Raw genomic sequence first — 18,116 nt, 5'->3', positions numbered from 1 at the left:
CTGCGGAGTGTGTCGAAATTGGTCGCATTGCGCCCAAATGTGACGGGGAGTGCTTAGCATTGCAGTCAATGTCTCAGATATCCGAACCGCGCCCCGCCGGCGTCGCGCTCCCAGAAGGACCAGACGTGATCAGTTCGACCATTGCTGAGATCGGTGCCGAACTCATCGATTTCCGCCGCGATGTCCACGCGCACCCGGAACTGTCCTTTCAGGAGTTCAGCACCACGGACAAGATCGTCTCACGCCTGGAAGCCGCCGGTCTGTCACCTCGGCGCCTTGAGAGCACCGGTGTCGTGTGCGAGGTCGGTGAAGGACCGCTGGCTCTGGGTCTGCGTGCCGACATCGATGCGCTGCCCATCGACGACCTCATCGACGAGGACTTCGCCTCAACGGTGCCAGGCGTCGCCCACGCCTGCGGCCACGATGTGCACCTGACGGGCCTCGTCGGCGCAGCCATCGCCTTGCAGCGACTCCACGAATCCACTCCCGGCGGACTCGGTGGACGGGTGCGGCTGATCTTTCAGCCCGGCGAGGAAGTCACCCCGGGCGGTGCGCTGCGCGTCATCTCCCAGGGCGTCCTCGACGGCGTTCCCGAGGTCTACGCCCTGCACTGCGACCCGAATGTCGACGTCGGCAAGATCGGCTCCCGCATCGGGGCCATCACCGCAGCCGGCGACACCGTCATCATCCGCCTCTCCGGTCACGGCGGGCACACCTCACGACCCCACCTGACCGAGGACCTCGTCTACGCCTTGGGCAAACTCGCCACCGACCTGCCCTCGACGCTGGGCCGCCTCATCGACCCGCGCCACGCGATCTCCCTCGTCTGGGGCGAGATCAGCGCCGGTCACGCGGCCAATGTCGTCCCCAGCGAAGGCATCCTGCGCGGAACCCTGCGCTGCCTCGACGTCGACGGCTGGAACCAGGTCGCCGAGGTGCTGCCGGAGCTGGTCGAGCGCATCGCCGGCCCGTACGGAGTCACCGTCGACCTCGACCATCGCCGAGGTGTGCCGCCGGTGGTCAACACCGAAGACCAGGTCGCCCTGATCGAGTCCGCCGTCCGCGGAGAGCTCGGCGAGAACTCCGTCCAACTGACCCCGCAGTCCATGGGCGGAGAGGACTTCGCCTGGTACCTCACACACTGTCCCGGAGCGCTCGTGCGCATGGGCACCCGCACCCCCGGCGGAACCACCTACGACATCCACCAGGGTGATCTCCTCATCGATGAGGACAGCGTTGAGATCGCCGCCCGCATCTTCACCGCGACCGCGCTGAAGGTTCTGCAGCGAGACTGATGGCGTACCGGGGACTCAGACAGAACCGATAATCTTGGAGACATGAGAGCAAAGGTCATGAGTACGGTGCTGGGCGCCGGCTTCAGCGCGTTGAGCCTGGTGGCCCTGAGCGCCTGCTCGATGTCGACACCCGAACCCGTCGAGGACGAAACCCTCGGATGCATGATCTCGGCTCCTGCCGGATTCGACGATCACTCCGCCGGGGCACTGACCCTGGCAGAGACGGAACTGGCACGGTCAGCGGGACTGTTCTCCGCGACCTCGAGCCAGCGGGTGACCAACTCATCGGCCACCTCGGCGGCTCTGACGAGGATGAAGGACCAGAACTGCGCACTGACGACGGTGCTGGGACCGGGCGGGGCCGACGAACTCAGCGACCACGCCAAGTCCAATCCGGACGACATCTTCCTCGGGGTGGCAAGCGGGCACAAGGACTTCCCGGACAATGTGCTCAGCATCGATTTCGACCTCGTTCCTCCGGCCTTCATCGCCGGCTACATCGCAGCGACTGCGAGCGAAACCGGTGAAGTCGGCGCGCTCGTGTCGCAAGGTTTCCCGCAGGCGAAGAAGATCCTCAACGCCTTCGATGCCGGAGTCGCCCTCTACAACGACGAGGCCGACGAGGGTGCCGAGAACGTGAAGTCCTATCGTGACTCTGCCGTCGACGACCGGACCGTGGCCGACACCAGCGATGAGGGACGGAAGTTCTTCGAATCGGCCTATGACTCGAATGTCGATGTGCTCGTGCCGTTTGGATCGGCGGCGGGAATGGGCGTCGTCACCGCGTCGACCGAGGAGATGGCGGCCCAGCGCACCCAAGAGCCCAAGGAAGAGGGCGCGGAAGAGAAGGTCCTGCCGAAGGTCATCTGGTACGGAGCATCCGGGGCCTTCAGCGACACCATCATCGCAACGATCGAGCCGAACATCCGCCGGGGACTGCGCAGCATGTTTGCCGAATGGCCGCAGAGCAGGAACCCTGACGAGGTGGCCGAGGCGTCGAAGGACGAACCCGTTGACATGGGCGGATTCCTCATCACCGACCAGCACTACAAGGGCACGATCGACAACGGCGGAGTGGGGATCTCCGCCGAAGACGGGTTCCTCAGCCGCGTCTCCGACGCAGGCCGCAGCATCACCGATCTGCGGGAGAGGATCAAGAGCGGGGACATCGATCCTGAGAAGTCCTGAACGGAAGTTCTGAGCGAGTGGATTCTTCCATCCTTCTCGCACCCTGATCCGATAAGCTGTGCGGGTGTTGAATAATCCCGCCGGAGTCGCAGAAGACGACCCGATCCTGCAGTTGCCCAAAGTCTCCCTCCATGATCACCTCGACGGTGGCCTGCGCCCCGCCACCCTGATCGAACTGGCCGCCTCGATCGGTCATGAACTGCCCGCCACCGAACCGGAAGCACTGGCTCAGTGGTACTACGATTCCGCCAGCTCCGGTGACCTGGTCCGCTACCTCGAGACCTTCTCGCACACGGTTGCCGTGATGCAGAGCCGTGAGGGCCTGATGCGGGTGGCCAAGGAATGGGTCCTCGACCAGGTGGCCGACGGTGTGTTCTACGCCGAGGCCCGCTGGGCTCCCGAACAGCATCTGGAAAGCGGACTCGAACTCGACGAGGTCGTCGACGCCGTCCAGGAGGGACTCGAGGCCGGAGTCATCGAAGCCTCCTCCGATGGCAAGTTCATCCGCGTCGGTCAGATCATCACCGCCATGCGTCAGGCCGACAACTCGATGGCGATTGCCGAACTGGCGATCCGGCACCGCGAGAAGGGGTCTGAGTCCGGAGTCGTCGGCTTCGACATCGCCGGTCCCGAGAACGGCTTCCCACCCTCGGCGCACCTGTCCGCATTCAACGCACTCCACCAGGCCTATGTGCCCGTGACGATCCACGCTGGGGAAGCCGCGGGCAAGGCCTCGATCCACGAAGCACTCACCGTCTGCCACGCCCAGCGCATCGGTCACGGCGCTCGCATCGTCGAAGACATGGACATCGTCGACGGCGAAGGACAGCTGGGCAGCTTGGCCGCCTGGGTCCTCGACCAGCAGATCCCGCTCGAGCTGTGCCCCAGCTCCAATCTGCAGACCGATATCGGCGGCACCATCGCCTCCCACCCCATCACCGGGCTCAAGGATCTGGGCTTCGCCGTCACCATCAACCCAGACAATCGGCTGATGTCGGCGACCTCGGTCACGCGTGAGATGCGTCGCCTCGTCGACGAGGCCGGCTGGACACAGACCGATCTCGAATGGGCCACCGTCAATGCGGTCACGGCAGCCTTCCTGCCTCTCGACGTGCGCGAGCGCATGCTCGACGAGATCCTCATCCCAGGATTCGCCCGGGTGAACATTTGAGTTCACGGGACAAGCGTTCGAACACACCCGACGGTGCAGCACCGTCGGGTGGTTCGACTCAGCCTGCCGGGCACGGTGTTCCCACCCCGCGGGCGATGCTGCTGGTCGTCGTGGTGCTTGGGATCCAGGTGCTGGCCCTCCTCGGGTCCGCCCTGTCGTTCGTTCTCACCGCCATCAGCGCAGGTCCTCTGGCCGGATCGCTGCTGGGACTGGCAGTCATGTTCCTCATCTTCGCCGCCGGAGTCGCCGCTGCGGCGCGCGGATCGTGGAAGCTGCACCGCTGGGCCCGACCCGCGGCGATCGCCTTCGAGCTGCTCGTCATCGTCTTCGCCTTCAGCGTCATCGCAGGCTCGCTCTGCCTCGGCCTGGCCTGCCTGGTCACGGCGCTTGCCGTGCTTCTCGGCTATTTCCAGCCCTCAGTCGTCGACGCCTACAACAGGGCACTCGAAGGCTGAGGTTTCAGACCTCGGTGCCGCGGTCGATGCCCAGAGTGGCGATGAGATCCTCGTGGAGTTGGAACCAGACGAGATGGCATGAATCGACATCGGTCCGATCGATCCACTCAGTCTGGCCCTCCTTGGCCTTGCGCAACGCTGCCTCGTAGCGATTCAGGATCCCCTCGAACCGTGTCAGGACATTCGTCAGTCTTTCGACCAGCGGCGCGAGTTCGATGCCCAGCGCCTCGACCTCATCGAGGACTTGTGCGTCCCAGTCAGCGTCGGAATGATCATTGCTCGCGAAGGTGTCATCGGCTCTTGGCCTGATTTGCCAGTCGGTGGTCGCTCTCAACATCCGAGCATTGAGCGGAAGGAACTCGCGGTAGATCGCAGCGATCTCATTTCCGGGGTCCGCGATACGACGTTCGTATGTGAGCTGTCGTTCATTCTCCCATTTGCCGAAGTCGGTCAGCGACCAGCCGTTGAGGTCGAAGAGCTCGAGGTGCTGAACCCAGCCGCTGCGCTCGGCCTCTCGCAGAAAGGTCGCGGTCTCCTCTGCGCTGGCTCCCGCTCGTTGTGCCATGGCTCCTTCGTCGGTGAAGCCGAGCAGGCGCACCGCATGGAGCATGAGGAGCTGAGGCTCTGAACGGTGACTCATCGCTGCTCATCCTGTCGAGAGCTCAGACGAGCCACATACTGTTGGCAGGCCTGCGGCGAGCGGAACCCCATGGTCGCAGCGATCTGCGACCACGTCAGTCCTTTGCTGCGCGCCGTGAAGATGAGCCCGATCTCGACTCCCTCGACCTCCGCGCGAGCTGCAGGCAGCAGAGTCAGCGCCGCGAGGAGATCATCGGGGCCCAGGTCCGTCGATCTCCACAGTGCGAACTGGGTGAGGTCGACCGCGGTGGGCGGGCCAGGCTCGGGGCGCCACTCACGAGGCTCCAGCTGATCCGCACCGAGGGCCAGGAGCCGAGCCTGCGCATCGTGTTCGCGCCGAGCCTCTGCATGGTCTCCGACCGTGCTGTCTACGACCGTTCTGTCCCCGTGGTAGGTGTGGTCTGTTTCGTGCTTGCCATCCATAGGCCACATCCTGCTATTATCAACATTATGTTGTCAACATAATGTTGAAGGTGGGGTGATGGTGAGAACACTTTCCGACTCCTGCGATGGTCGGTCAGGAGGAAAGGCACGGTCACTGGCCAGGCTTCTGCGCGCTGGATTTCCGGTGCCTGACGGCTTCGTCGTCACTGTCGATGCCGACCGTTCCCTTGCCTCTCAGCTCGATGGCACGGTGCGAGACCAGATTGACCTGGAACTCTCGAGACTGGGTGATCCAGTGGTGGCGGTCCGCTCCTCGGCCGCCGATGAAGACAAGGCCGACGCATCCGCTGCAGGAATGTATGACACCGTCCTGGGCGTCCGCGGCACTGACGAGGTATGTGCCGCGATCGTCTCCTGCGCGCACTCAGCTGACTCTGTGCGAATCCGCGACTACCGACGCCGAGGCGGTGGCGCGGAGGATCCTGCGACAGGCATGTCTGTTGTCGTGCAGGTCCTCATAGAGGCTGAAGTCTCGGGTGTGATGTTCACACCTCGCCATGTGAACGAGCCGACCCGGATCGAATCATCGTGGGGACTGGGACTGTCCGTCGTCAACGGCGGCCTCACCCCAGACTCGTACGAAGTCGGGCCCGCGGGTGCCATCACCGCCGCGCTCGGATTCAAGAAGGTTCGAACCGATGCTGTCGACAAGCAGAACGGGACGACGACCACCTCGGTCGCTGACGAGCTGCAGACCGTGCGAACACTCAGCGACGAGGCGCTCCTCGGCCTTGAGTCTCTAGGCGCTCGCGTGTCTGCTGTCTTCGGTGGACCCCAGGATATCGAATGGGCCATCGCAGACGGCACGATCTGGATCGTCCAATCGCGTCCTGTGACCGCCCCACTGCCGCCCTTGCCGGGTACCGGACGTTCCATTAATTCCGGCCCCGACATCAACTATGGTCTGCTGCCTGAGACGAGCTTGGAAGGGGCCCCGGGGTCCCACGGGGTCGTGACTGCCCCTGCCCGCATCGTCTCCGACTTGTCCGCATTCTCCGACGTCAAGCCTGGTGAAGTGGTGATCTGCTCCTCTACGGATCCCTCCTGGACGCCACTGTTCTCCATCGCCGCTGGCATCATAACTGAGGTGGGAGGAGCCCTGTCGCATGCAGCGATCGTCGCACGGGAATACGGCATCCCCGCGGTCCTCGGCGTCACCTCGGCGAGGGTGCGCATCACCAACGGTGACCTCATCACAATTGACGGCACGGCCGGAACGATCACGATGCACTGACTCACAATTCGGCACGGACAAGGAACGATCAGGCATTCACGAGGAAGGACACGGGGAGCCAACCGTCTGGAGCTCCCCCGGAACGCACCATGGCAACACGAAATCTCTACATCGCACGACACGGCGATGCTGACGCATTCGGGAACCTCACCGACAAAGGCAGGGAGCAGGCGCGGCTCTTGGGGCGGCGTTTGGCTCATCTGCCGATCGGGGCCATCTGGCACTCTGCGCTGCCTCGCGCTGCCGATAGTGCCCGGGAACTCAACATCTTCCTCACCGGCAAGGTCACGGTGGGCGAGGCTCCGGAACTGATCGACCACGTCCCTTACGTGCCGACACCAGATGAGACCCCGCGGGCATGGGTGCCTTTCTTCGACGGGTACGAGCGCGAAGAGGCCGACGCTGGCCACACGATCGCTGAAAGTCTCACCGGGCGCTTCGGCACTGTCGGCAGCGAAGCCATGACCAGTCGCGATGACGATATACACGAGGTTCTCATCACCCATGCGTATCCGATCGCCTGGCTCGTACGCGACGCCTTGGATGCACCGCCACAGCGGTGGCTGGGACTCAACAGCGCCAACACGGCGCTGACGGTCATCGAGCACCGCCCCCAGCTTCCGCCGACGATCATCATGTTCAACGACATGGGACATCTGCCCTCGCGGCTGCAGTGGACGGGGTTCCCTGAGGTACCTCGCCCGTGAACAGACGGATCAGTGGGATCAGACGCACATGCTCGGCCGGCAGTCCACATCTAGATTCGCGGCGGTTCCCACCTCTGCACGCTGGCGGCCTGAGCGGCTGTGACTCTCGAGGGAACCGCGGTGAAGACTGCATCGCGAAGTCCCGCCACCAGCGGGGACTGTAGCTGGAAAACTGCGCCGAGGGCACGGGACTTCGCCGCAATCGACTGACTGCGTTTCCTCCTCAGCCGGTCGTAGCGGCGCAGCTGAACGTCAACGTCTGACCCCGCCTCCGCTGCCTCCGCCAGGCCTTCCGACTCCATGATCACCGGCCTCAGCAGGGCCGACAGTGTTGCGGCGTCCTCGAGTGCCTGGCCCCCGCCCTGTCCCAAGTTCGGGGTCATCGCATGAGCAGCATCGCCGAGGAGGACGACGCGTCCCAGGTGGTAGGTCGACAGGGGAGTAGCGAGGTCCGAAATCGCGGTGCGCCTGATCCGCGGCGCCGGAGTCGCGGCAATGAGTTCGACGATCGGTGCATGCCAGCCGGAGAACAGATCCCGGACCGCGGCCTTCTCATCGGCGAAACTCGCGTGCTCAGGCATGTTCGCCACCGCGAACCAGTACACGCGTCCGTCCATGAGCGGAGCGATGCCGAAGCGCAGGCCACGCCCCACGGTCTCACCTGCGGCACCACCCAGATCGACCGGGTGCTCGGTGATTCCGCGCCAACACGAATACCCCGAATAGCGTGCTCCTATGCCGGATTCGACGGTTTCTCTCACCTGGCTGTTGAGTCCATCGGCGCCGATGACCAGATCGAAGTCCTCAGGGGCGTTGGCTTCCGTCCCGAGCCCGATCATCACCGTTGCATCAATGCTCGCCGAGGTGACCTCAGAGAGAGTGCGCACAGTTCCCTCATCGAGGGCATCGAGGAGTACCCGGTGCAGGTCGGCCCTGTCGACGATTCGCAGCTCGCCGACGCTGTCGGTGGGAAGTCGTGCGATCCAGCGTCCGTCGGGTCGGCGTTGGCCTGCGGCGAAGGACTCGGCCTGTTTGTCTGTGATCGTCGCGAGCTGAGGACCGAGCCCCAACGATTCAAGAGCCCTGAGCCCATTGGCGAAGATCGACAGCCCTGAACCACCGGCGCGCACCTCGGCGGCCTTTTCAAACACGGTGACCTGCGCACCAGCCCTCTGCAGACCCACGGCGGCTGAGAGCCCGCCGATGCCGGCTCCGACGATTGCGATCCTCATGGGGTGTGAGCCTCTCGTCCGAGATCTCAGGCGTCTGCCTTACTGCTGAAGGTACTCCCCGCAGGCTTCGGTGAGGAAGTCACCGGCGACGCCGCCTTCTTGGTTGAGGCTGTCTGCGGTCTTCTGGATGCCCCACCAGACCTGCGGAGACGCGCCCCACTGCTGACGGAAGTCCTCGCGTTTATCGGGATCATCGGCCAGGTCCTGAGCTGCCAGGGAGATGCGGTCCTGCGCATCATCAGCTGTGCACCGAGCCTCGTCATCGGGCCCCTTCGGGTCGAGGTCGGAAATCTCGTCGGAGTTCTCCGTCGTCAGCGTGTACGCGGACCCGCCGATCTCCTCAACGGTGAAGGTGCCCTGGATGAGCAGGAAGGGCGACTTCTCGGTGTCGACATTCTCGGCATCGACGGTGACACTGACACTGTCCGGGGTGTCGGCGGTGATGGTGGCCTCGCCCGAATCGGGAACGTCGGGGTTGCCGGTGTGGACGTAGACCTTGAGGTAGGCCTCCGATTTGTTCGCGGCCGCCTCGGCGAGGCCCTGCCACAGAGGATCGGCGTCCTTCGCCCCGCCGGGGGAGGAATCGACGATGGAGACCTTCGGCGCGTCATCCGGCGTCTCGATCGGAGTGACCTCCTCCTCGCTGACGGAGGGACGCGGCTGTGGGCGGGTCTCCTCCGAAGTGGGAACGCAGGCTGTCGTCGTGGCCAGCACTGCGGCGGTGGTCAGGAGGGCAAGAGAGCGAATGCGCATGATTCCTCGAGAGGTGGTCGGCGTGGCGGTGCCGGGCCCGGGGCCCAGTCTTGTTTCCAGCCTAATCCGAGAGCTTGCGCTCGTCCCGGTGGACGCGCTGACCCAGCGCCGATTGCTCTGGGATGTAGTTACTGGGCCCGGGAGTTACTGTGCGCGGCGGTTACCGTGCTCGGTGAGGCATGAGATCGCTGAGGCTGACCTTCTGTGCGCCGGATTCGTCGAAGTTGTCCTCATCGAGCCACTGCACATAGGCCGCGCGCAGGCTGGGCCATTCGGTGTCGATGATGGAGAACCAGGCGGTGTCGCGATTGCGGCCCTTGACGACCAGGTGCTGACGGAACAGTCCCTCAAAGGTGAACCCGAAACGTGTCGCGGCCTTCTTCGACGGGGCGTTGTCGTCATCGCACTTCCATTCGAAGCGCCTGTAGCCGCTGGCGAAGGCAAGATCGGCGAAGAGGAAGAGCGCCTCGGTGGCTCCTCGTGTGCGTGAGAGTGCCGGTCCCCACAGGATGTTTCCGATCTCGATGACGCCGTTGTTCGCATCGATGCGCATCAGCGCCTGTCGCCCCTCGGCCCGCTTGGTGCTGCGGTCGACGACAGCGAAGAACAGCGGATCCGGCGACTGCGAGGCCGTGGCCATCCACTCATCGAAGTCCGCGCGCGCAAGCTGCGGCGCCTGCGGCAGGTATCGGAAACGCTCATCCGAACCCTCTGCAGAGGCGGCCGCGAAGAGCGAGTCCGAGTGCTGGTGGGCATCGAGGGGCTCGAGGTCGACATAGCGGCCGTGGATCGTCTCCCGCCGAGGTGGTTCGACCCCGGTCCAATCGTTGAGGTTCGTCTCGGTCATGACTGCTCCTTCTCGTTCATCCTTGAACTCTTCCATCGGCCCGTCCCGGAGCGGCCGGATGGGCGCTGCGGGCCAGGCGTGCCTTATTGATCAGTTCAGTCTTCGTCGCCGTCGAAGCCGGTTGAGAGCTGGCGCAGCAAGGAGGCGAGCTTACGGCGACCGGCGGGGGTGAGATCACTGAGAATCTCCCGCTCCTTGACCAGCAGGTCGGCCAGAGCAGAGTCGACGGTGGCGCGACCATCGGCGGTCAACCGCACGAGCACACCTCGGCGATCTCCGGGATCGGGCAGTCGTTCGACCCAACCGGCCGTGACCAGGCGATCGATCCGATTGGTCATGGTGCCGCTGGTGACCAGAGTCTCCTGCAGCAGAGTCGAGGGGGAGAGTTGGTAGGGCTCACCAGAGCGGCGCAGGGCTGAGAGCACGTCGAAGGCCCAGCCTTCGATGCCGTAGTCGCTGAAGCTCGACTTCCGCGCCAAATCCAGCTGGCGAGCCAAGCGTGAGACGCGGGAGAGGATCTCCATCGGGGACACATCGAGGTCCGGGCGCTCGTGGCGCCATGCCGCGACAATCCGATCAACCTCGTCCATGTTCCGATTTTACGTCCAGATCAAGATTCTTTGCACCAAAGATACTTTTTCTCGAGATATTTCTTACTCATTGGCTGATTTGGCCTGCACGTTTGGATGGACGGGGTCGTTTGGGAATAAAGTGGTCATGGTTGTTGCATCCGTCAACGCACCTGCAGGGCCAAAAGACCCGGCAGTAGAAACGAAGGAATACACGTGGATCTTTTCGAGTATCAAGCACGTGACCTGTTCGAGAAGCACGGAGTGCCCGTGCTCAAGGCTCAGGTCGCGACGACACCAGAAGCAGCGAAGAAGGCAGCCGAAGAACTCGGCGGCGGAGTAGTCGTCGTCAAGTCTCAGGTCAAGATGGGCGGCCGCGGCAAGGCCGGCGGCGTCAAGGTTGCGAAGAATCCTGAAGAGGCCGAAGCTCGCGCCAAGGACATCCTGGGTCTCGACATCAAGGGCCACATCACCGAAAAGGTGATGATCGCCGAGGGCGCAGACATCGCTGAAGAGTACTACTTCTCGGTTCTCCTCGACCGGTCCAACCGCACCTACTTGGCCATGTGCTCCAAGGAAGGCGGAGTGGAGATCGAGCAGCTCGCCGAGGAACGTCCGGAAGCACTCGCTAAGATCCCAGTCTCTGCCATCGACGGAATCGATGCCGCGAAGGCCGAAGAGATCGCCAAGGAAGCAGGCTTCGACGCGGACACCGCCGCTAAGGTGGCCCCTGTGCTGATGTCCCTGTGGACCGTCTTCGAGAAGGAAGACGCATCCCTGGTCGAGGTCAACCCGCTGGTCAAGACCGGTGCCGGTGACATCATCGCGCTCGACGGAAAGGTGTCTCTCGATGAGAACGCCGACTTCCGCCAGCCTGAGCACGAGGAACTGCGCGATGACAGCGCAGAGAACCCGCTCGAGCTCAAGGCCAAGAAGCTCGACCTCAACTACGTCAAGCTCGACGGCGAAGTCGGAATCATCGGAAACGGTGCCGGACTCGTCATGTCGACCCTCGACGTCGTCGCCTACGCCGGTGAGAAGCACAGCAACGTCAAGCCTGCCAACTTCCTCGACATCGGAGGCGGCGCCTCTGCTGAGGTCATGGCCAACGGGCTCGAGGTCATCCTCGGAGATGAGCAGGTCAAGTCAGTCTTCGTCAACGTCTTCGGCGGAATCACCGCGTGTGACGCTGTGGCAGACGGCATCGTCAAGGCTCTCGAGATCCTCGGCGACCAGGCTACCAAGCCGCTCGTCGTCCGCCTCGACGGAAACAACGTCGAAGAGGGACGTGCGATCCTCAAGGAAGCCGCTAACCCACTCGTCACTCTGACCGACACCATGGACGGTGGAGCCGACAAGGCCGCCGAACTGGCCGCTGCCAAGTAAGGAAAGGTCTTTACACACATGTCTATCTTCCTGAATTCCGATTCGAAGATCATCGTCCAGGGCATCACTGGCGGCGAAGGAACCAAGCACACTGCGCGCATGCTCGCAGCCGGATCCAACGTCGTCGGCGGTGTCAACGCCCGCAAGGCAGGCACCACCGTCAAGCACAACGACAAGGACGGCAACGAAGTTGAGCTGCCGGTCTTCGGCTCCGTCTCCGAGGCGATGGAAGCCACCGGTGCCGACGTCTCCGTGGCCTTCGTGCCGCCGGCATTCTCCAAGGATGCAGCCATCGAGGCCATCGACGCCAAGATCGGTCTGCTCGTCATCATCACCGAGGGCATCCCGGTCCAGGACGCCGCCGAAGTCTGGGCACGTGCGCAGGCCGCAGACAATGCGACACGCATCATCGGACCCAACTGCCCGGGCATCATCTCCCCAGAGGCTTCGCTGGCAGGCATCATTCCTGCCAACATCACCAAGAAGGGCAAGCTCGGACTGGTTTCCAAGTCCGGCACGCTGACCTACCAGATGATGTACGAACTGCGTGACCTCGGCTTCTCCACCGCCATCGGAATCGGTGGTGACCCGGTCATCGGCACCACGCACATCGATGCGCTCGAAGCCTTCGAGAATGATCCCGAGACCGAAGCCATCGTCATGATCGGCGAGATCGGTGGCGACGCCGAAGAGCGCGCCGCTGCCTATATCAAGGATCATGTGACGAAGCCAGTCGTCGGCTATGTTGCAGGCTTCACCGCTCCCGAGGGCAAGACCATGGGCCACGCCGGCGCCATCGTCTCCGGCTCCTCAGGAACCGCTGCGGCGAAGAAGGAAGCTCTTGAGGCTGCAGGCGTGAAGGTCGGCAAGACCCCGACCGAAACCGCTGACCTCATGCGCGAACTCCTCGCCTGAGCAGTCTGGAACACAATCTAGGCTGAAGCTCAGTACCTGCTGAATCACAGCAGCAGCTGAAGCACAGCGTCGAAGCCCGTCTCCCTCAGCGGAGGCGGGCTTCGTGCATCTCCGGCCCCACCGACTTGCGGAAACCCACGCGCACAATGATCCACGCGATGAGGACAGCGGTCAGAGGGAATGCTGCCCTCCACCCCGACGATGCCAGCGACCAGACGAGGACGGGGACGAGCACCAGGTTGGCCACGGTCGAGGCTCTGAGGCCGAAGGCCCGAACGTAGGCGAGGATGCACAAGGTGTAGATGACCATAAAGACTCCGCTGGCTGCGGCCAACATGTCGATGACGAGGTCCGGATTCTGCTGGAGCAGCACCAGCGTAGCTGCGAAGCCGCAGCTCATGATCGTGATGGCCCGGCGCGGATTCAGCGCATCGGGCCCGGCGATTCTGTGAGGGAGTATGCCGTCTCGGGCCGCAGAATCGATGACCAGACCGACACCGCGGACCCAGGCGACCGCATTGAGCAGCATCCCCACTACTCCAGACACGGCGAGAACCAAGGCGACGATGTTTCCGTACGGTGTCATGCGCAGAGCATCGACGACTCCAGTGACTGGATCCGTGTTGGGGGTGAGGACGAGGACCGCGACAGTCAGCGAAGTGGTGAGGAGGAGCAGGAGTCCCAAGCTCGTCAGCGCGATGGGCATGAAGTCTCGTTTGGGGTCGGGCAGGTCCCGAGCCAGAAAGGTGAGGTTCTCGAAGCCGATGAAGGCCCAGAAGGCCACCATGAAGCCGACGGGAACCAGCAGGACATCTCCTCCCTCGGGGATGATTTCGGGGACACGCTGAGAATGGAGAGTCGACCACACGACCACTCCGGCCAGAGCGAGGATGAGGGCCACTGTCCCGATTCTCTCCACCTGGTGCCCGACGTGCTTTCCGAGCAGGTTCGTCGCCACAGCGACTGCGAGGATCGCGACGGCGGACACACTCTCGGGCAGTGTCGATCCCGTGATGACCGAGAGATTCCTGGCCGCCATCACCGACCCCGCCGGAAGACCGACGAGCACGACCATGCCGAACAGCACCGGCACCATGTTTCCTGCGGTTCGCCCCAGCCCCGAGGCGACCGTGTCTCGCAGCGGATCACGGCTCTCGGGTCGACTCACCACGGTGTCCCTGAACAGACACAGCATGGGGACACAGGCTAAGGCCGCGACGATCCACGTGAGTATTGCAGCGGAGCCAGCTTCGTTGATCACCGCCGCCGGAACTCCGATGAGACCAGCACCGACGACGGACGCCAGGCCGGCGGCCACACCGGTGATGCGCGAGGGGAAACGCGAAGAATGCTGTTGTTGGATTGTCATACCTTCACCCAATCGCGAACACGGCCAAGCGACGAGTGGCTGGAATGACATTCATCAACGGTTTCGAGACATCTGCGTTGTTGAGGTCCATACTGGATGACATGTGGACTGTGGCAGTGCTGATCCGCGAGGGCATCTCGCTCTTCGAATTCGGGGTGACGGCGGAAGTTTTCGGAATCGATCGCTCGGATGCCGGTCTGCCGCTCGTGGACTATCGAGTGTGCTCGGACGGCGGCCCTGATCGGGTCGAGTCGAAGCATCAGCCTTCGGTGTACGTCGAGTCGACGCATGGTCTGGAGGGTCTCGTTGATGCCGATGTCGTCATCGTCTCTGCGACGCTTCCGTCGACCGGAAATGCGGCGGAACATTGCGCTATCAGGGAAGCGTACGCCAATGGTGCGCTCGTGGTGTCGTTGTGCAGCGGGGCCTTCATCCTCGCCGAGACCGGCCTCCTGGACGGATTGTCTGCAAGCACTCACTGGCTGTTCGAAGATGAGCTGGCCCGCAGATTCCCACTGGTGGACATCGTCAGCTCCAACCTCTTCACCGACACCGGCCGGGTCGTGACCGGGGCCGGCACGGCGGCAGCCATCGACACCTGTCTGCATGTGGTGAGACGAGAGCTGGGTGCGGCCGCGGCGAGCACGATCGCCAAACGGATGGTCACGGCACCACTGCGACACGGCGGGCAGCAGCAGTTCGTCGATTGGCCGAGTCGTGCCGATTCGGCCGGCACTGATCGCGGAGACACTGGCCTGGCCGAGACCTTGGACTGGGCGAAGGCCCGTTTGGGCACGAACCTTGATCTTGCAGCATTGGCCGATCGCTCCGCGCTCTCGACTAGGCAGCTGACTCGCAGATTCATTGCCCAGGTAGGGACCACGCCGCTCAAATGGGTGACGCATCAGCGGGTCCAACGTGCGCAGGAGCTCCTCGAGAATACAGATTTATCCATCGACCAGGTCGGCCACGAAGTCGGGTATGCCTCGGCAACACAGCTGCGTGAACATTTTCGAGAGCTCGTCGGAACCACTCCGTCGGCTTACCGACAGTCGTTCAATTTGGGAGCATAGGTCACCCGGCACCCGGCACCCGGCACCCGGCACGTTCGTACCGCGGCGAGCACGCATCGATGCGTCACGCACCGATGGGTCACGCACCGGGAGCAGCAATTCACACCAGGACTCGCTTTTCCTCCAGTTAGTTCAGTACCCCGCCCCGACAGTCTCAAATCACCCCGTTGCAACGGGTGGTTATGGAACGGACTGTGCGGGGTCGGCACGGGAGGCTAACCTGAACATGTGAATGACCAGACACCGCTGTCCCAGAACCCACCGGCCGACCAGGCGACGGCCCTCAACCCACCGGCCGACCAGGCGACGGCCCTCAACTCACCGGCCGTTGATGCCTCCCCGGAAGCCCATCCGCGCAACTTCGGCTCCGACAACTGGGCGGGCGCCCATCCGGAGGTCATCGCCGCCATCACCGAGGCCAATGTCGGACACACGCCCGGCTACGGCGGTGACCCCTGGACGGCACGCTTCGGTGAGGTCATGAAGGGCCATTTCGGCCCCTCGGCCCAGGCATTTCCTGTCTTCAACGGCACCGGTGCCAATGTGCTGGCACTGCAGTCGGCTCTACCCCGCTGGGCGGCCGTCATCACCGCCGCGTCGGCCCACATCAACTACGATGAAACCGGGGCCCCGGAGAAGGTCGGCGGGCTCAAAGTCATCGGTGCTCCAACTCCGGACGGCAAACTGACGCCCGAGATCATCAACGGTGCCGTCCTTGGCCGCGGCAACGAGCACAACGCACAGCCCCTGGCAGTGAGCATCTCCCAATCGACCGAATGGGGAACGACGTACACACCCGACGAGATCCGTGCGATCGCGGACACCGCGCACGGTCTTGACATGATCCTTCACGTCGACGGCTCCCGACTGGGCAACGCCGCCGCCTATCTCGGCACCGGCCTCGGAGCCATCACCACCGATGTCGGAGTCGACATCATCAGCCTCGGCGGGACGAAGAACGGGCTCCTCGGTGCCGAAGCGATCATCGTCCTCAATCCCGACATCGGCCAGGGGATGAAGTTCCTGCGGAAGATGAATCTGCAGCTGTCATCGAAGATGCGCTTCCTCTCCGCCCAACTCAATGCCCTCTACGACGGCGAGCTGTGGTCCACCTCGGCGAATCACGCAAACACGATGGCACGGAGGCTGGCAGATGGCCTCGCCGAGGCGGTGTCCACCGGCCGTGCCCCCGATATTTCGATCGTGGCCAAGACCGAATCCAACGTCGTCTTCGTGCATATGCCCGAGGAGGTCGCGGCGCGGGCACGGCAGAAGTTCGCCTTCGCCAACTGGCCCATGGCCGAGAACGTCGTGCGCCTCATGTGTGCCTTCGACACCACGTCCGAAGACGTCGACGCCCTTATCGCTGCCATCGTCGAGTCCTGAACATCCAGTCCTGAGCAGAGGCGCAAAGGCAGGCCGACCGACCCAGATCTCATGTCGGTCGACCGTCGGCACTTCCTGCTCAATCGCCCTTGACGTTGACGAGCTGACGCAGCGTATGCCTGATCTCGACCAGCGCCGAGGCATCGGCCATCACCTGGTCGATCGGTTTGTACGCCTGCGGGATCTCATCGATAAAGGCGTCCGTGTCCCGGTACTCGATGCCGACCATGGCCGCCCGCAGCTGGTCATGGCTGAACGTCTTCCTGGCTGCGGTACGGGAATACTGCCGCCCCGCACCGTGCGGTGAGGAGTTGAGCGATACTGGATCTCCCTTGCCCTCAACGACGTAGGATGCGGTGCCCATCGAACCGGGGATGAGGCCTGGCCGTCCGGCATCGGCTTCGATCGCGCCCTTTCTCGATACCCACACCGTCTTGTTGAAGTGCTTCTCGGACTGGGTGAAGTTGTGGTGGCAGTTGATGCGTTCTGCCTCGACCACGGTCTCGCCCATCGTCTCCGACAGCTGTCGGGCCACCCGGTCCATCATCTCTTCCCGGTTGAGTAGGGCGAAGTGCTGAGCCCACTTCAGCTGCCTGATGTAGGCGGAGAACTCGGGGGTGCCCTCGACGAGGTAGGCGAGATCCGGGTCCGGAAGATCGATCCACCATTTCTTGTTCAGCTGTGCGGCGACCTTGATGTGGTGAGTGGCGATCTTGTTGCCGATGCCTCTCGATCCTGAATGCAGGAACATCCACACCCTCTCGTCCTCATCGACGGAGACCTCGATGAAGTGGTTGCCCGAGCCCAGCGATCCCAGCTGATGCCGCCAATGTCCGGCATAGTCGGCAGGGTCGAATTCGGACCTCTCCGCAAGCTCCTCGAGCTCGGTGATGCGTGGTGCTGCCGTGGCGACGATTTTGCGGTTGTAGGCACCCGCCGAGGTCGGCACCGCCCGTTCGATCGCCTCGCGCAGTCCGGTGAGATCGCGCTCCTCGAGATCCGGTCTGGTGAACTGTGTGCGCACGGCGATCATGCCGCAGCCGATGTCGACACCGACCGCGGCGGGGATGATCGCGCCCAGGGTGGGAATGACCGATCCGACGGTCGCTCCCTTGCCCAGGTGGGCATCGGGCATGAGTGCGACATGGGGGTAGATGAACGGCATTCGCGCAGTCGTGTGCGCCTGCTCGAGGGTCTTCTCGTCGAGAAGTGATGCCCAGGAGATCAGCCGTCTGCTGAGTTTTTCCATGGTCCTTTCCTGATTTCCTTGTGGTGAGGTCCGGGACCCACATCGCGAAGATCTGGAATGCCATGGCTGCGATATGAAAAGAGCCCCGGACCGGTGATCGGTGCGGGGCATGCTGACTTGCGCTGGGTCAGATGTCGCGCCACCGAAGGGTCGACTGATGAGCGGATTCGAATTGCTTCGATCCGCGAAGTTCGCGCGATGAGG

General features: G+C 63.5%; 18 protein-coding genes. 10 read left to right on the top strand and 8 right to left on the bottom strand.

Annotated elements, in window-relative coordinates:
• Positions 1 to 68: 68 nt before the first annotated feature.
• From LQ788_RS14280 to LQ788_RS14265, 4 genes are all read left to right on the top strand, one after another.
• Entirely contained in the window at positions 69 to 1,295 is a 1,227-nt protein-coding gene (locus LQ788_RS14280; protein WP_231442048.1) for an amidohydrolase, read from the top strand.
• A gap of 42 nt (positions 1,296 to 1,337) precedes the next feature.
• Entirely contained in the window at positions 1,338 to 2,483 is a 1,146-nt protein-coding gene (locus LQ788_RS14275; protein WP_231442046.1) for a BMP family lipoprotein, read from the top strand.
• Positions 2,484 to 2,547: 64 nt separating this feature from the next.
• Entirely contained in the window at positions 2,548 to 3,654 is a 1,107-nt protein-coding gene (locus LQ788_RS14270) for an adenosine deaminase (RefSeq protein WP_231442039.1), read from the top strand.
• Complete coding sequence (locus tag LQ788_RS14265) at positions 3,651 to 4,109, top strand: hypothetical protein (protein WP_231442037.1); 459 nt, start codon at positions 3,651 to 3,653, stop codon at positions 4,107 to 4,109. The genes LQ788_RS14270 and LQ788_RS14265 overlap by 4 nt, the downstream gene beginning before the upstream one ends.
• 4 nt (positions 4,110 to 4,113) lie before the next feature.
• On the opposite strand, the gene LQ788_RS14260 is transcribed toward LQ788_RS14265, so the two are convergent.
• Both LQ788_RS14260 and LQ788_RS14255 read right to left on the bottom strand, forming a co-directional pair.
• The gene (locus LQ788_RS14260) at positions 4,114 to 4,749 is read right to left on the bottom strand and encodes a transcriptional regulator (RefSeq protein WP_231442035.1); all 636 of its coding nucleotides are present in this window, start codon (positions 4,747 to 4,749) and stop codon (positions 4,114 to 4,116) included.
• On the bottom strand, positions 4,746 to 5,171 hold the full coding sequence (locus LQ788_RS14255; protein ID WP_231442033.1) for a DNA-binding protein: 426 nt from the start codon (positions 5,169 to 5,171) through the stop codon (positions 4,746 to 4,748). The genes LQ788_RS14260 and LQ788_RS14255 overlap by 4 nt, the downstream gene beginning before the upstream one ends.
• 58 nt (positions 5,172 to 5,229) lie before the next feature.
• Here LQ788_RS14255 and LQ788_RS14250 point away from each other — a divergent pair, with 58 nt between their 5' ends.
• Positions 5,230 to 6,426, top strand: a complete 1,197-nt coding sequence (locus LQ788_RS14250; RefSeq protein ID WP_231442032.1) for a PEP/pyruvate-binding domain-containing protein — start codon at positions 5,230 to 5,232, stop codon at positions 6,424 to 6,426.
• An 89-nt stretch (positions 6,427 to 6,515) separates the two neighbouring features.
• Positions 6,516 to 7,133, top strand: a complete 618-nt coding sequence (locus tag LQ788_RS14245) for a histidine phosphatase family protein (protein ID WP_231442031.1) — start codon at positions 6,516 to 6,518, stop codon at positions 7,131 to 7,133.
• A gap of 50 nt (positions 7,134 to 7,183) precedes the next feature.
• Here the strand turns inward: LQ788_RS14245 and LQ788_RS14240 are convergent, their stop codons facing one another.
• From LQ788_RS14240 to LQ788_RS14225, 4 genes are all read right to left on the bottom strand, one after another.
• Positions 7,184 to 8,365 (bottom strand): FAD-dependent monooxygenase, encoded by a 1,182-nt coding sequence (locus LQ788_RS14240; protein WP_231442030.1) that lies wholly within the window; start codon positions 8,363 to 8,365, stop codon positions 7,184 to 7,186.
• Positions 8,366 to 8,404: 39 nt separating this feature from the next.
• A complete protein-coding gene (locus LQ788_RS14235; protein WP_231442029.1) occupies positions 8,405 to 9,118 on the bottom strand; it encodes a hypothetical protein in 714 nt (237 codons plus the stop codon).
• A gap of 160 nt (positions 9,119 to 9,278) precedes the next feature.
• Positions 9,279 to 9,965, bottom strand: coding sequence for a GNAT family N-acetyltransferase (locus tag LQ788_RS14230; RefSeq protein WP_231442027.1), 687 nt, complete (start codon positions 9,963 to 9,965; stop codon positions 9,279 to 9,281).
• A gap of 95 nt (positions 9,966 to 10,060) precedes the next feature.
• Positions 10,061 to 10,555, bottom strand: a complete 495-nt coding sequence (locus LQ788_RS14225) for a MarR family winged helix-turn-helix transcriptional regulator (protein ID WP_231442025.1) — start codon at positions 10,553 to 10,555, stop codon at positions 10,061 to 10,063.
• A 195-nt stretch (positions 10,556 to 10,750) separates the two neighbouring features.
• Here LQ788_RS14225 and sucC point away from each other — a divergent pair, with 195 nt between their 5' ends.
• Together sucC and sucD are read left to right on the top strand one after the other, a co-directional pair.
• Entirely contained in the window at positions 10,751 to 11,920 is a 1,170-nt protein-coding gene (gene sucC / locus LQ788_RS14220; RefSeq protein WP_231442023.1) for an ADP-forming succinate--CoA ligase subunit beta, read from the top strand.
• An 18-nt stretch (positions 11,921 to 11,938) separates the two neighbouring features.
• A complete protein-coding gene (sucD, locus tag LQ788_RS14215; protein WP_231442021.1) occupies positions 11,939 to 12,835 on the top strand; it encodes a succinate--CoA ligase subunit alpha in 897 nt (298 codons plus the stop codon).
• Between the two features lie 85 nt (positions 12,836 to 12,920).
• Here the strand turns inward: sucD and LQ788_RS14210 are convergent, their stop codons facing one another.
• Positions 12,921 to 14,204, bottom strand: coding sequence for an APC family permease (locus tag LQ788_RS14210; RefSeq protein ID WP_231442019.1), 1,284 nt, complete (start codon positions 14,202 to 14,204; stop codon positions 12,921 to 12,923).
• A gap of 101 nt (positions 14,205 to 14,305) precedes the next feature.
• Here LQ788_RS14210 and LQ788_RS14205 point away from each other — a divergent pair, with 101 nt between their 5' ends.
• Together LQ788_RS14205 and LQ788_RS14200 are read left to right on the top strand one after the other, a co-directional pair.
• Positions 14,306 to 15,277, top strand: coding sequence for a GlxA family transcriptional regulator (locus tag LQ788_RS14205; RefSeq protein WP_231442017.1), 972 nt, complete (start codon positions 14,306 to 14,308; stop codon positions 15,275 to 15,277).
• A 228-nt stretch (positions 15,278 to 15,505) separates the two neighbouring features.
• Entirely contained in the window at positions 15,506 to 16,663 is a 1,158-nt protein-coding gene (locus LQ788_RS14200) for a threonine aldolase family protein (RefSeq protein ID WP_231442015.1), read from the top strand.
• A 79-nt stretch (positions 16,664 to 16,742) separates the two neighbouring features.
• Here LQ788_RS14200 and LQ788_RS14195 read toward each other — a convergent pair whose 3' ends face one another.
• Entirely contained in the window at positions 16,743 to 17,912 is a 1,170-nt protein-coding gene (locus tag LQ788_RS14195) for an RtcB family protein (RefSeq protein ID WP_231442013.1), read from the bottom strand.
• Between the last annotated feature and the right edge of the window lie 204 nt (positions 17,913 to 18,116).

It is taken from the genome of Brevibacterium zhoupengii, from assembly GCF_021117425.1.
GTDB classification, from domain to species: Bacteria; Actinomycetota; Actinomycetes; order Actinomycetales; family Brevibacteriaceae; genus Brevibacterium; species Brevibacterium zhoupengii.
Note: the sequence above shows the minus strand (reverse complement) of the source record. Positions and strands in the feature narration are given on the sequence as shown.